A 13,697-nucleotide genomic window follows, 5' to 3' on the forward strand; every position below is an offset into this window, starting at 1 on the left:
CGCCCCTCCCGAATCTCGCTACGGCTCGATTCGACCTCCCCAAGGCAAAGTCTTGGAGAGGTGACGATCACTTCTTCAAGAGTTGCAACGCAGCGCTGACTAGCATTTCGCCGGCGCCTGGTTGCACGGTGGAGTTGGTGACTTCGTAACTGCCGACGGCTGTGGCCGCGTGTGTCGGAATGTAGGCAGTCTCAACCGCGTTGCTCAATTCCACAATTAGGGTGGTAGGAAAACGCGAGCCACGTTTGATGGCCAAGCCCAGATCGACAAAGACTTCGCCGGGCAAGAAAACAATAGCCAAGTCATCACCGACTGTGATGGTTTGCACATCCACCGGCAACGCGGCTCCGACGCCTTTCCAAGCGTGCGATAGTCCCCAACTAAGATGTTTGGTCGACTGCGTTTGCGAGTCCATCCCGCGATAGTGAGCCAACATCAGCGTCTTGTAGGCCGTGACATGGTCGAGAAATTCTACTTTGCTGCCTTGCTGTATCGAGGTGAGCAACTGAATTGAGCGATCCAGCTGTTGAGCTGTCACTTCTTGCAGCGGCACGTTCACCGTTGCCGAGCGCACAACCAACTGATCACTGTTAAGAGGTCTTTGTTGCTGAATCGCCTGCTGGACGGTCTCGGCCAATGCATTGCCAATAAAGTCCGTCTTGTTGCGTTCGGTCTTGGTCGGGTCGGAGTGATTGATGTCGCCGCAGCAACCATTACCAAAGATGGATACCAAGCGATCATTGCCAGTCGATTTGCGCAGCGATTGTTCTACGAAGTAGGGATAATCTGCACTCCAGCGCATGCCACCGACGGTGTCCAAATGCAACGCGAAGTTCGTGAACACCCCTTTCAGTTCAGCTTGCCCCTGCGCGCTGCGCGTGGCTAGCGAGACCACGCTGACTTCGGGATCGATCGGTCCAGCGGCGCGGACCACTTGCGGATCACTGAGGCTGCGCCAGGTTTGCACACTGCCATCTTTCATCACAAAGCGGCGATTGAAAGCGATGGGCACACTCTGCTGAGCAGTTCCCACTGACAGGACTGCTGGTTGCAAGTGCTGATGAGCATCAATAATTGATTGAGCGATGCGAGAGACCAACTGTTCCGCATATTGAAGCTTGGGATTGTCCGGATCAGCCTTCTTAGTCTTCAAATACTCATGCAGACTTTTGCCATAGTCAGGCGCGGTGTGCGAGTGCGTTCCAGCTACGGCAATATTCGCAGGCGCGATGCCTGTGCTTGCACTGACCTGGTCGCGAACGGCCAGACACAGGTCGCGCGAGATCGCGGTCAGATCGCACACGACCATGGCCGCTTGAACATCACCTTGTTTGAAGACTAGCGCTTTGGCTTTCAGCGGATCGATCGTGCCTTCGGCTAGTCGCTCGTGATAATAGCCAGCGATCGGAAAGCCCAGCGGAGGTGTGATGTCGGTTTCCGCCACACCCACCAGCAGCGGATCGCTGGCAACTGAGCAATTAACCAGCAAACAAAACAGTAGTAGTGTGCGCATGCGAACTCGCGTTTCGAAATGGGAGAGTCGACTGGGGAAGTCTAGGCAGAAAGCGGACTAAAGTTTTTGTCTGCCGACCAGGGCATCGGCCAGGATATCTTTATTAACATGTTCCAGCATACTACCACTGGTCACGCCACGCGCCAGGCGCGTAATCTGAACTGGAAATTCGGATAGCTGATTGGAAATATACAGCGCCGTCCCATCGCCTTCGACCGTTGGGTTGGTGCCCATGATGACTTCGACGAAGTTGCCGCGACGCACGCGTTCGACCAGTTGGGTGATGGTGATCTGGTCTGGGCCGACACCTTCCAATGGCGAGATCCGTCCCAGCAGGACGTGATACAGTCCGCGAAAGGCACTGGCCTGCTCCAGGGCAATCAAGTCGCGTGGTTGCTCGACGACGCATATCAGCGTTTGATCGCGCCGCGGATCGCTGCAGATGTTACACAAATCACCTTCCGCCAGGTTAAAGCAAACAGCGCAGTAGTGCACATTCTCGCGCACCGCCCGAATCGCGTCGGCCAGCGCTAGCGCTTCGGCTTTGTTGGTCCGCAGCAGATGATAGGCAAGTCGTTCCGCCGACTTGCGGCCGACGCCGGGCAAGCGACCCAAGTGTTCGATCAGATCCGCAACCGATTGGGAGAACTCCATAATCTTGGCTTATAGCGCCGCCAACGCTTCATCCAGTCCTGGCAGGTCGATACCGCCAGTAACTTCACGAGCCATATCGACGTGCATTTTTCGAACCTTGGCTAAAGCTTCGTTCATGGCCACGGGAATAAGTTCTTCGAGCAGCTGTGCGTTGTTCTGAGCAACCAGGTCGGGAGCAATCGTCACCTTCAAGACTTCACCCAGTCCGGTCAGCTCTACCGTTACGGCATGTCCACCAGCGGAACCGGTCACGATCTCGCGACCCATCTGATCACGCAGTTCTTTAATGCGCGGTCCCAGGGTGCTGGCTGTCCGCAACATCTGAGCAAAGCCGGTGAGATTCTTGAACATGGTTACTTTCTGTGATTAGGAGCCGTACAAATCTGCCCAAGCCGCTTATTCTACCTCAGGGACGACGATTGTTTTATCCTCTTTCGGCGCTTTGACCATCGGTTGTAGTTCAGCCACAAAGTCAGCGACATCTTTGAATTCGCGGTAGACGCTGGCGAAACGCACGTAAGCTACTTGATCGACATTGGCCAAACGCTCCATAACCAGGCGGCCGATGCGATCGCTGGGCACCTCGGTTTCGAAGTCGGCCTGCAGATCGGTTTCGACCGATGCCGCCAGTTGTCGAATGTCTTCAGTGCTGACTGGCCGTTTCCAACAGGCCCGCTCGACGCCACGTTCAATCTTTTCCCGTTGGAACGGTTCACGCGCTTGGTCCTTTTTAACGACTTGCAGAGTGAACGTCTCGACTCGCTCGTAAGTCGTAAATCGCTTGCGGCACTGATTGCAGAAACGTCGGCGACGAATTGCGCGACCATCCTCGATCGCTCGCGAATCCAGGACTCGGTCGTTATCAGCTCGACAATACGGACAGTGCATCGAAAAAAGCCTGCAAGAGATGTTATCGCGCCCCGACGCGTTAGCGAGGGATGCACACAGTGTAGCGACATCACCTAATTTTATGAGCCTGTAAAAAATAAACTACCGGACTCGATGCTCGATTCCTGTTTGCCGCTCATCCCGATTCGGAGGCGTCGAAGCGCTAGACAACTTCTGGACCATCTTCTTAGCGGTGGATGTCAATGGCAAGGTATCCAGGGTAGCGCGGTCGGCCCATTGCCAACTGGCGTCCAGTTCCGGCGCATGCTCATCAACTTCAGCCGGTAAACAGTCGAGCTGAATTCGATAGCGTGTAACTCCATGCGAAAGGCTCATCAGCGTTTGGTGAATTTGGGTGATGACGACTGTGGAAAATAAATTGTCATTGGCCAGTCGAGCAACTTGCTGCAACTGCTGGGGAGTGAAGTGTCGTTGACTGGATTTGTGGTCGCTCTTCGCAAATTGCAGAGCAGTAATATCGACACGCGGAAAATCCCACAGGCCATGCCACCATGCGCCCGCAGGATTCTGGCGCACCAACCAACGCCCTTGCCGTTGGCTGACTAGTGCCACATGATGGAGCGCGGTCATTTGTTTCTTGGCCTTGGGCGCCGGTATGGAGTTTTGCATGCCAGCAGCTGCCGTTGGACAGAGTGCCAGAACAGGACAAGCCATGCACAGAGGTTCCGCTGGTTTGCAGACCAAACTACCCAGTTCCATGGCTGCCTGATTCAGTGTACCCGCTTGTGTAGCGGGTAATTGCCACTCTGCAAATTGCCAGAGCAGTTCATTGCTGGGGGAAGCGAGTTTCAGCAGGCGCGCATAAACTCGTTGCGTGTTGGCTTCAACGATAGGGGCTGGCAGATCGTAAGCAATCGAAGCGATCGCGCCGGCCGTATATCGTCCAATACCCGGTAACTTTTCAAGTTGGTCAACACTAGCGGGAAACTGTCCGCCATGTTGGGCCACAACTTGCTGAGCGGCCGCATGCAGTTGCCGGGCGCGACGATAATAGCCCAACCCAGCCCAAAGCGCTAGGACCTCTTGTTCATCAGCCTCAGCCAGCGCTTGTACCGTCGGAAAACGCTTCAAGAAGCGTCGATAATAGTCGATGACCGTGGCAACTTGCGTTTGTTGCAACATGGACTCGCTAATCCAGATCGCATATGGATCGGAGGTTTCACGCCATGGCAGATCGCGGCGATGATCGGCAAACCAGGCCAGCAGTTTTCGGCGATAACTGCTCCGCCACTGGCTAGTCAGGTGAGGAGCCACCGACTGCAGATTGTCCGCTGACGATTCAGACTTCTTGCCCACAGCCATCCTTACAATTGGGCCACTCTTGAAACCCACTGGTTCATTGTCGCTACGATCAGCCCACAAGTTGATTGGCAGTGCCTTAGTTGGACTGCGCGGGTTGTTCGCCCAGGACAACATCCAACTTGACTGTTTGGTTACCTGGACGCGCCGATTCATAGGTGGGGCGATCAACGGTTACCGACACATGTTCGCCCGCGCTGAAGTGCGCTAGTTCCGTACGCAACTCTTCAAACAACTTGATCGGTTTATCATTGATATGCGTTATCGTGTCGGCAGGCAACATACCACCTAATTCAGCAGCGCTGCCTTTGGCGATATGCGAAATACGCAGGTCGGTCACTTGTGTTTGCACACCCAGAAAACCACCTCTGCCGATGTAAATATCCAGGCCATCCAATTCGTGTTTGACACGCGCCGTGCCTTCGGCCGATAACTTGGTCCCGAACATTCGCAACGAACCTACCAGTGGCAAATCGACTAAGGTATCAATGGCTTCATCGTCGATTGGGGCGTATGCCAACTCCAAGTGTTCTAGTTCGCGGGCATCGAACAATGTCTGCAACATCGAGTTGTTTATGTTGGGCCCGCGCAGCACCAAGCGTCTCAAGTACGGCATTTCAAGTACTTCGCGCACCAAGTCTTCGTTGACCGCCTTGCCCTCTAAGTAGGCGGTATCGTAGGAACGCAAAAATCGAAACAGCCGAAAGTGTTCCGGCCGCCCGCGAAACTCATCATTGACATAAAGAATCTGACTGGCACCAGGACTGAGACCTTTATTTTGCATGGCACCATTTATGGTCAAACGCAGTTCGCCCATGATGACGCCCAAGTCCTCGATGGCCTGCCTGGCTAAGACCTCTTGTCGGTCCGCTATTCCGGCCAAGGAGTCGAGCGCCAGTTGCGAGACTGCCGTCACACTCCGACTGCCGCCTGCAATTTCCAGGAGGGCTTCGTGAGCTGCTACGCTGACGTTGGTGTCTGGCGACATGGCTTGTGAACTGAGCAGCGCAATCACTTCTGCGCCGATATTCAGATCGGTGGTCTTGCCAGCTTGACGTAGTAGAGGCAAGGCCTGCTGCGGATATTGTTCGAGATACCAAATGGCTTGTTGCCGCGCACGATAACTGGGGTTGTTCAGATTCTGGATCTGCTTGCGTAGCAGATCATCATTAATTTCGCTGATGGCACTGTCAGCGCTGACGGTAGCTGACTTCGGTGCCAAGTCTTGAGCCTCGATCGATTGCGACAGTATCTGCAAACACAGCGCGATCAATAGCGCACGCCAATGCCCGCTTGGACAAGACTTCTGGTAGTGGTGGCCTCGCAAAAACATCAACTTTCTCCATAACCCAACTCGGCGTCGGCGCGTGCATGGGCCTGGAAGCCCATACAAATCAACCTGTTGGCAGTATATCAAATACCAGCCCATTGGCGACTCTAGCGCGGAACGTCCAGCAGTGAAATGCGGCCCGCAGCGAGTTCTCGAGCCCAGTTTTGCGCCGCCGTTCTGCCCCCCTCATCGGCCTGGAATCCCATGTCTTTGCCGGTCAAACGTTGCAATTGATTGATCGCTAATACTCGCTCGATCAGGGCGTCGCTCTCCAAACTCTTCACCAACTGAGCCAGGCCGTCACCATCGATCTGGGGCTTGGATAGACCCAGCCACATCGTGGCTCGCCAGGCAGCTGCTGAATTGTCAAGATTGCCCAGGGTCGCCCTGAGGGCTTCGACATTGTCGGGATGAGCAGCCAGGATTTGCCGAGTGCGATCGAGAACAAGTTGCCAGAAGCTGCGATCGCGAGGGTTATTCAAGCAGCCCTTGGGGTCAGCCACCCATTCCCAGCTACCCAATAAAGACAAAGTTTGAGCCGCCAAGGCGCGCATCTCGGGTCGGCGATTGCTAGCCAATTCGAGGAGCTTGCCGCCCACTGGCGTGTCGTCGGATAATTGAGTCGCCAAGTCGCTGGCGGCCAATTGATCGACAGGACGGTCGTTGGCAGGATCCACCCAAGCCGGGGCGGCCGTGGGTTGCGATTGCGCAATCTGCGAACCACTGAGCGTCAACGCTTGTCCCGCGGCCAGGCTGATTGGGGTTCCAGCAACGTCTACATTGACTGCGCCGACTAACGTCATCAAGAACAACGTGGGCGGATGCGCCGTGCGATCGGTCACTGGACTGAAAGCCACCGCTGGATAACTCAAAGCCACCGCCACTTGCGCATCGGCATCGCTGAGCCGCACTTTAGCGACGCCCGCTGGTGTTACCAATTCAATGCCTGCACCAGCCTTGGTCGCCGACACAATGGCTTGAGCTAACTGTAAATCAACGCGTGGCAAGCTGTCTGCACCATCGGCAGTCGACGCAACCAAGTGCGTTATACCTGCAACCGTCCACGTCAGACCACCAGGTAAAACCAGTTGTGGTCGATACGATGGCGGCACAAACACCGGCTGTCCACTGCCGATACCCTCGGCCGGTTTCAGACGTCGCAGTTGTCGCTCGGATTGAACCAAGATAACAGCTTGCATCGCATCACTGCCGGTAGGTAACCATTGAAGCACGGCATCGCCTGTGGCCACCGCCTCTGACGCAGCAGGCTCTGACGCCTCGGGCGCTCTGAGTTGCCCAGTTCCGCTGGATGGCGAGCTTTTGTCTGCTGGATCAACCTGAGGTATGGACAAGCCGGGAATTGCCGACACGTCGTTTGAATTCAGATCGACTGCGCTGGCCCCTGTAGCATTGGCTGCTGCGTCCTTGGATGCCGCTGATTTAGTTGATGACGCATCTGCCGCAATTGCATCGGACGAATCTTTGTTAGTTGCAGGTTGATTGGCATTGGCGGGCGTAGCCGCGCCGGTAGTTGGCTCGTTGGAGTTCATCACCAACATATCGCGCACCGAGTCCCATGAGCCAATCGACAACCACACCAGCAAGCAGAGGACTGCTACCAGGCCACCAATGGCGAATGGTCCGAGCCAACCATCGCGACTGCGTCCGCGCAGATACTCGGGGACCTCGTGTGCCAGGTGAGCGCCTTCCAAGTCGAGGCCGCGCGTGCGAATGGAATCGCCGCCCGAGGCGATCATCGGCGAAGCCACGGATTGAGCAACCAGCGCAGGCGTAGTAGCCGCTGTCGATCCTTTTCCGTTGCTGGAACTTGGCACATGCGCCGGATCGGCGCGAAAGCGTCCGGTTCGCTCGCCACGGTCGGCTTTGTCTGCGACGAGGCGGCCGGCCACTCCAGTCGACTCCGATCGATCGATTACCTCGTTGCGTGCGGGTAGGGAACTTTTCGGCGGAGCTTCGGGTTCGAGTGTCGAGCGGCCTTGGCGACGCTGCAGAGCTATGTGTCGCGCATGTGGATCGGCCAACGCCAAGATCTGCTGCCGCAGTTCTTTGGGCACTTCCACACTGGCAGATAATCCATCGCTGAGTAGTTGATGGCACTGAGCCAGTTCCGCTAGCTGGACATCGGACTCCAAACAGATGCGTTCGAGTTCAGGGACTTTTTCCCCACCCAACGTATCGTCCAGATACTCGGCAATTGAGTTGGCATCAGCGCCCAGGCCTTTGCCTTCGATGGGAGGAGCTAACAAATTGGTGCGTTGGCCCAGAGCATCAATGCGTTTGATCAAATTGCTGGCCAGCACACTTTGCTGGACGCGAGCGTGCATGTCTTCGATTTCCGTCGGCTTCAGCACTCGGTCGCGGTAGGCCAGAAGAGTCCGCAGTGTCAGTCGCATTTCAGCTCACGTCCCAATTGTCGCGTTTAGTTGCCTGGCGAGGGCGCACCAGCAGCAGTGCGCTCGGCTATAGCAATTAGTGACAACCGGCACGGAAATCCGTAGGCAGATTGCGAAAAAATCTAGCAATAATTTCGACTAGACCGCATATTTCACGCAAAGGCGCAAAGATACTTGCGTCAACTTCTTTGCGCCTTGGCGCCTTTGCGTGAGACAGTCTAAAAGCCCGTGGCATCGGTTCGGCAACAAGCGTGCATTGCTCATCAGCGACGGCTTGGCGGGACGTTTTTATTGGCTGGATGCCTTACTTGCTCTTTTGCGGTAGTTTCGACAGGCTACCGCGGTATTTTTCCTCGAGCAGTTTTTTATTTTCACGCTCGGGATCCGATTGGGTCCAGGTCTCGCGGTAGAGCCGCGAGCGAACTTCACGAGTTCTCTTGATGTCGCGATCGTACCAGCGCACTTGCACTTCACGACCACCAGGTAAGAGAACCGGCAGCCGCGATTGGTCTTCTTCCACTAAACACCAGGCGATGACGTGATATCGCGAATACTCTACGGACCATTCATAAAAAATGACCTGGTCGTACGTGTGACGTCCCAGGTCATCATAGAAGTGATTCAGTTCGATCAGGTCAACCGATTCTCGCAGTGTTTGAGAATCATTGGATCCTGATGCTAACCACAGCAGTGGCATGAGCAAGATGTTGGCAACCATCCCTGGCCTCCCCAAATGTTCAGTGCATAGTACTTCAACACACAATCCGTTCAACGCATGAAACCCGACCGGCGTTACCCGTTACGGGGTTCGCCGCCGCGCTTATTACAGCTGGGGGCTCATGCGCATGTGTGCTCAGGGATGGTTAATCAAGCTGCTACGATTTCAGAGCATGAGCCAAAACAGTTCACTAGATAGAAAAATTCGTCCAAACACCGCAAGGTCACTTACGCAAAATTCGGCAAAGTGAAAATTTATTTCGGAGCGGTGGTGGGATCTCGCCATCGAGATGTAGCCGATCTCGCCAGAGATTGGACTGGATTGGCGCAAAGGCCGATGCGTCCAAAGTCTGGCGACTTCGGCTACCCGGCTACCGGGAAGCGGAGGGAGTCGGACCGGTCCACTCGGGCAAGCTGTACCGACCGGCAGCATATGGATGAACACGATTTTGCCGAACTTCCGATGATTAGCCACATACCCGGCTTTATCGGTATTTTGCTTGCAAAGCACGTACAGAGGTTATGTTATGGCCACGCGAAAACTCCGCCCTACTTTGGTTGCCTTGATCGCTTGCACGACCATGGGCGGCACTTCGGTGATGGGACAATACGAAGCGGGAGTGCAGCGAACACCTGCCATTCCGGTTAGTTCCAGTGGCAGCGTAATCATCGCTTTGCGACCAACCTCGATCCAGCCGCCCGTGGACGCCAATGCTAGTAAAGACAATGCGACTGGGGATCAAGATTTAGGCGGTGCGGACAAGAAAGACGACACGCTAACTCCATCGCCCAAAGATGGATTGGACGATGTCAAGAGGCCGCCCACTTCTCCCGAGACCGGTCGCTTGTCACCAATCGCCATGGAAGGAGTTCGCGCTCCGATCGCCGCAGCCGATATCGCGGTCGCCGCCATTGGAACGAAGGTCTTGCCGGACGACCAGGCTGGGAAGATCGCTGCTGGTCAAATACCACTACCAGATGGTCAAGATCGCATGTTCACTGGCCTGACTTATCGCTGGCAAGCAGCCAACATCTGTCATCTGCCGCTGTACTTTGAAGAGCCGATGTTGGAACGCAACGGTTTGCATCGTTGCCCCACTTACATCCAACCGGTTGTCTCGGGATCGAAGTTTGTGGGCAACCTGCTGCTGTACCCGTACAGAGCAACACTATGGCCAGCCTGTGAGAATCGCTACACTTTGGGCCACTTCCGACCCGGCTCTTGCACGCCGGCCCTCCGCGATACGCTCCCTTGGAGCACCGATGCAGCACTCGTTGAAGCTGGCGCGGTTACTGGCGTATTCGTCGGCTTACCCTGGTAGAGCCACTAAACCGAGGGCGTTAGCCCCGGTTCCCCAGTCCACCGGCCCTGAACGTGTAAATAACCGAGGCTAACGCCAACGGTTTAGGCTACGCTTCGGCTTTCAGCGGTCCGGCCTAGAAGGCTATATGCGCCGAAGAACGCGCACGAGAAAATGATCGTGCCCAGGAAGTGATTGCCGGCAAAGGGAATGGCGTTGACATAGCAAGTGACCAGTCCGGCAGGCGTGGCTGCATAACCCATATTCGGGTCGAGCCAACAAGCAAAGTTGGTAATCAAGAAAAAGAGCACCGATGAGGCCACGGCGGCACTGGGCACCGTGATCGCTGACACTCGACGACGTATGACCCAACCTAAAACGCTGGGCAACGCCATACCTGCATAAACAGCCAACATGGTCGGCCGGTCATAAAAGCTCATATGCTCCAGATCCAGCCAATGCCCGACGGAATCTGTCAGAGCCATCGCTCCCAAGGCGATCAGCGCACCTTGCGTCAGCGACAGGTAACAGCCCACAAACATGGCTAGAGCGCCGATGGCGGTGAAATTCACCCCGTGTGGCAGGAAACGCAGAGCTACGGCCACCACAAAGTAGGCTACAGCCAGCAGGCGGATCTTCTGAACAGACATGCTCGGTACTCAAAAAGCCAATAAAGGATCAGACGCCCATCAGTGTAATGAAGTGACCCGCCGGGCGAAAGTGCCGATGGCCCCGTAGCCGATCTCGCCAGAGCTTGGAATTGCTCCGTAGCCGATCTCGCCAGAGATTGGATGGGCGCAAGCGCTCATGCTCCAAAGTCTGGCGACTTCGGCTACCAGGAAAAACGCTGGTTCGTCCAAAGTCTGGCGACTTCGGCTACGGACTGCGCGCCCTTGACGCCTCCCTATACTAAAGGATGTAAGTCATTCACGCTGCTGTACGGGGCCGATTCTTATTTGGGCGAGAGCATGACCAAAATCACACGCATTTATGTACAGATGATCACTAGTTCACTGTTGATATTGGCGTTTTCGCTGGGTTACACCCATGCAGAGGACCCGGACGCGGCCAATTGGACGCAGTGGCGCGGGCCTAACCGCGATGGTTTCGTTTCGCAATCATCATGGCCGAGCAGCTTGAGCGAATCGGTTTTGGTACAAAAGTGGCGCGTTGAATTGGGGGAAAGTTACTCAGGTCCGCTGCTGGTGGGTGATAAAGTCTTCGTCACCGAAACAGTCAACAAGGAAACCGAACGCGTGCGGGCTCTCGACCGGGCCACGGGTAAGGAATTGTGGCAAGCCTCCTGGCCGGGATCGATGACCGTGCCTTTCTTTGCTTCCTCCAATGGCTCTTGGATTCGCTCCACCCCGATTTACGACGAAGGCAAACTGTACGTGGCCGGCATGCGCGATGTGTTGGTGTGCTTAGATGCCCAAAACGGCACAGAAATATGGCGGCTCGATTTTGTTCAAGATTTGGAGAGCGAACTGCCTGCCTTCGGCTTTGTCTGCTCACCTTTGGTCGACGGCCCCTTTCTGTATGTTCAAGCCGGTGGAGGCCTGGCCAAGCTGGAAAAGGCGACAGGTAAACTTGTCTGGCGAGCTCTGGAGGACGGTGGTGGCATGAACGGCAGCGCGTTCAGCTCACCCGTGATTGCAACCTTGGCCGGCCAACGCCAGCTACTTGTACAAACTCGGACGACACTGGTGGGCGTCGATCTCGAAAATGGCGAGAAGTATTGGTCGTTCGAAGTGCCGGCCTTTCGCGGCATGAACATTCTCACACCCACAATTTATGGAGACGCCATCTTCACCAGCAGTTACGGTGGCAAGTCGTTCCTGATCGACATCAAGTTCATCGACGGAAAATGGCAAGCCCAAGAGCGTTGGAGCTACAAAGCGGAAGGGTACATGTCCTCGCCCATCATAATCGATGATCATGTTTATCTGCATCTGAAGAATCGCCGTTTCACCTGCATCGACCTCAAGACAGGCGAAGCGAAATGGACTACGCGCCCCTTCGGACAGTACTGGAGCATGATTGCCAATGGCGATCGGATCTTGGCACTCGATCAGAAGGGAGATTTATTCCTGATTCTCGCTAACACCCGAGAGTTCGAATTAATCGAAAAACGCGAGCTGACCGAAGCGGAAACTTGGGCTCACTTGGCTATCGCCGGCGGACAAGTCGCGGTGCGTGAACTGAAGGCTATGAGTCTTTATGAATGGAAGTAAGGCCGCGATCAAAGACTTGCAAATAACGTCGCGCTACATCGATCCAGGTGTAGCGGTTTATGGCAGCTTGAGACGCTGCGGCCATCTCCCGGGCGCGGTCAGGCTCTTCGATCAACCGGCACATCGCATCGCGAATGTCAAAGCAATCGCGAGGATGAAATAACTCGGCACGCACGCCCAAGGTGCCGATGTGCTCAACAAAGGCGGGAATATTGGACATCGCAACTGGTGTCCCCAAGGACCACGCATCCAGTCCCGAACCATTGCCCGCTTCGTACAGTGACGCATTGATCACCAGGCGGGCACACTGAATGAGCGCCGCCACTTCGCGATCGCTGCGCATACCCACGCTCAGAACATGCGGACGCTCATCCATCGATGCGGTACCTTCCATGCGATCCACGTACAGCGGCGTTCGTAGATAGCCCGTAATCCCAGCCGTATTGTGACCACACACCACTAATTGCCAGTCGGGATAGCGCTGCTGCACGTAGTGAAAGGCACCCAAGACCTGACCAAAGTTCTTGTGATGCGCTACGTTGTTCGGACTGAGAACATAAGGGCCCGTGATGCCCAGGTGACGGACAATCTCTGCAGCTTGAGCATCGGGCAATCGCGATTCTTTGGATAATCGCGTCAGCGGAATTACCTCAGGGGGCGCACGCAATTCGGCGGCAAAGTTGTCCGCTAACTCTTGAGCGATAAACTGGGTCGAAACAATCGGTGTACCACAGCGCAGCCATTGCACGTGCATGGCGCGTTGAACGGAAGCATCTGCGGCAGCCATGGTCCAACTACCTGCAAAGTGCAAGTAATTGAAGTCGTGGGGAATAAAGAAGATGGGACAAGTCAGCGCGGGACATGCCAAACCGTAAGGCCAGGCAAAGAAGATGGCGTCGAACCCATTGAGCTGATCCAACCACCGCTGAAACTCCGCCGTCGCCCGTCGATGACGGTAGGCCCTTAGGGGACGAAACTTTTTCGCTGGCGGCGCTTCAGGAATTTCTGGCCAGGCAAAAACCTGGACACCCAACGCCTCCAAAGTCGCTCTGGGTTGATCGCTAGCAAACGTCTCTAGCAGGGGTGCACCCAAGTAACAAGTGATTTTCAGCTGTGGCCTGGCCTGCCTCAATCCTTCAACCAAACGCTGCACATATCGCCAGCCGCCCGTGGAGGCAATTTGCAGCACGATCGCCAGTTTTCGAAGTGGTTCTTCCATGAAGGCATTTGTACTCGTATACGGGTACAATGGAAGACGGGACTTGCCAGTGAACACCCGGGATGTGCTAGGGAACGCATGAATATATGTGGCCATTGAAATTGAAA

General features: G+C 55.4%; 12 protein-coding genes. 2 read left to right on the top strand and 10 right to left on the bottom strand.

The features are described from left to right. Positions 1 to 67: 67 nt before the first annotated feature. From SH573x_RS23775 to SH573x_RS23810, 8 genes are all read right to left on the bottom strand, one after another. Entirely contained in the window at positions 68 to 1,513 is a 1,446-nt protein-coding gene (locus tag SH573x_RS23775; protein WP_479350401.1) for a neutral/alkaline non-lysosomal ceramidase N-terminal domain-containing protein, read from the bottom strand. A gap of 57 nt (positions 1,514 to 1,570) precedes the next feature. Next, positions 1,571 to 2,167 carry a recombination mediator RecR gene (recR, locus tag SH573x_RS23780; protein ID WP_479350402.1) on the bottom strand — a complete coding sequence of 199 codons (597 nt, stop codon included), beginning with the start codon at positions 2,165 to 2,167 and terminating at the stop codon, positions 1,571 to 1,573. 9 nt (positions 2,168 to 2,176) lie between these two features. Then, positions 2,177 to 2,518, bottom strand: coding sequence for a YbaB/EbfC family nucleoid-associated protein (locus tag SH573x_RS23785; protein WP_479350403.1), 342 nt, complete (start codon positions 2,516 to 2,518; stop codon positions 2,177 to 2,179). A 45-nt stretch (positions 2,519 to 2,563) separates the two neighbouring features. After that, positions 2,564 to 3,055, bottom strand: coding sequence for a transcriptional regulator NrdR (gene nrdR / locus SH573x_RS23790; RefSeq protein ID WP_479350405.1), 492 nt, complete (start codon positions 3,053 to 3,055; stop codon positions 2,564 to 2,566). Between the two features lie 102 nt (positions 3,056 to 3,157). Then, complete coding sequence (gene mutY / locus SH573x_RS23795) at positions 3,158 to 4,531, bottom strand: A/G-specific adenine glycosylase (protein WP_479350406.1); 1,374 nt, start codon at positions 4,529 to 4,531, stop codon at positions 3,158 to 3,160. Then, positions 4,455 to 5,708 carry a PDZ domain-containing protein gene (locus tag SH573x_RS23800; RefSeq protein WP_479350408.1) on the bottom strand — a complete coding sequence of 418 codons (1,254 nt, stop codon included), beginning with the start codon at positions 5,706 to 5,708 and terminating at the stop codon, positions 4,455 to 4,457. The genes mutY and SH573x_RS23800 overlap by 77 nt, the downstream gene beginning before the upstream one ends. A 104-nt stretch (positions 5,709 to 5,812) precedes the next feature. Further along, positions 5,813 to 8,119: a hypothetical protein gene (locus tag SH573x_RS23805; protein WP_479350410.1), complete on the bottom strand. Its 2,307-nt coding sequence runs from the start codon at positions 8,117 to 8,119 to the stop codon at positions 5,813 to 5,815. 304 nt (positions 8,120 to 8,423) lie between these two features. Further along, positions 8,424 to 8,837, bottom strand: a complete 414-nt coding sequence (locus SH573x_RS23810; protein WP_479350411.1) for a hypothetical protein — start codon at positions 8,835 to 8,837, stop codon at positions 8,424 to 8,426. Between the two features lie 526 nt (positions 8,838 to 9,363). Between SH573x_RS23810 and SH573x_RS23815 the strand changes: the two genes are divergently transcribed. Next, a complete protein-coding gene (locus SH573x_RS23815; RefSeq protein ID WP_479350413.1) occupies positions 9,364 to 10,158 on the top strand; it encodes a hypothetical protein in 795 nt (264 codons plus the stop codon). Positions 10,159 to 10,241: 83 nt separating this feature from the next. Here SH573x_RS23815 and SH573x_RS23820 read toward each other — a convergent pair whose 3' ends face one another. After that, complete coding sequence (locus SH573x_RS23820) at positions 10,242 to 10,787, bottom strand: DUF6580 family putative transport protein (RefSeq protein WP_479350415.1); 546 nt, start codon at positions 10,785 to 10,787, stop codon at positions 10,242 to 10,244. A 318-nt stretch (positions 10,788 to 11,105) separates the two neighbouring features. Here SH573x_RS23820 and SH573x_RS23825 point away from each other — a divergent pair, with 318 nt between their 5' ends. Then, positions 11,106 to 12,371 (top strand): PQQ-binding-like beta-propeller repeat protein, encoded by a 1,266-nt coding sequence (locus tag SH573x_RS23825; protein ID WP_479350417.1) that lies wholly within the window; start codon positions 11,106 to 11,108, stop codon positions 12,369 to 12,371. Here the strand turns inward: SH573x_RS23825 and SH573x_RS23830 are convergent. Then, complete coding sequence (locus tag SH573x_RS23830) at positions 12,346 to 13,590, bottom strand: glycosyltransferase (RefSeq protein ID WP_479350419.1); 1,245 nt, start codon at positions 13,588 to 13,590, stop codon at positions 12,346 to 12,348. The genes SH573x_RS23825 and SH573x_RS23830 overlap by 26 nt on opposite strands. Positions 13,591 to 13,697 lie beyond the last annotated feature (107 nt).

It is taken from the genome of Rania fehmarnensis (genome assembly GCF_056494185.1).

Bases quoted from the DNA above. Each gene is read 5' to 3' on its own strand.
- SH573x_RS23825 (WP_479350417.1), top strand. From the start codon at position 11,106: ATGACCAAAATCACACGCATTTATGTACAGATGATCACTAGTTCACTG.
- SH573x_RS23785 (WP_479350403.1), bottom strand. From the start codon at position 2,518: ATGTTCAAGAATCTCACCGGCTTTGCTCAGATGTTGCGGACAGCCAGC.
- SH573x_RS23775 (WP_479350401.1), bottom strand. From the start codon at position 1,513: ATGCGCACACTACTACTGTTTTGTTTGCTGGTTAATTGCTCAGTTGCC.
- SH573x_RS23820 (WP_479350415.1), bottom strand. From the start codon at position 10,787: ATGTCTGTTCAGAAGATCCGCCTGCTGGCTGTAGCCTACTTTGTGGTG.
- SH573x_RS23815 (WP_479350413.1), top strand. From the start codon at position 9,364: ATGGCCACGCGAAAACTCCGCCCTACTTTGGTTGCCTTGATCGCTTGC.
- nrdR (WP_479350405.1), bottom strand. From the start codon at position 3,055: ATGCACTGTCCGTATTGTCGAGCTGATAACGACCGAGTCCTGGATTCG.
- mutY (WP_479350406.1), bottom strand. From the start codon at position 4,531: ATGAATCGGCGCGTCCAGGTAACCAAACAGTCAAGTTGGATGTTGTCC.
- SH573x_RS23805 (WP_479350410.1), bottom strand. From the start codon at position 8,119: ATGCGACTGACACTGCGGACTCTTCTGGCCTACCGCGACCGAGTGCTG.
- SH573x_RS23830 (WP_479350419.1), bottom strand. From the start codon at position 13,590: ATGGAAGAACCACTTCGAAAACTGGCGATCGTGCTGCAAATTGCCTCC.
- SH573x_RS23810 (WP_479350411.1), bottom strand. From the start codon at position 8,837: ATGGTTGCCAACATCTTGCTCATGCCACTGCTGTGGTTAGCATCAGGA.
- recR (WP_479350402.1), bottom strand. From the start codon at position 2,167: ATGGAGTTCTCCCAATCGGTTGCGGATCTGATCGAACACTTGGGTCGC.
- SH573x_RS23800 (WP_479350408.1), bottom strand. From the start codon at position 5,708: ATGTTTTTGCGAGGCCACCACTACCAGAAGTCTTGTCCAAGCGGGCAT.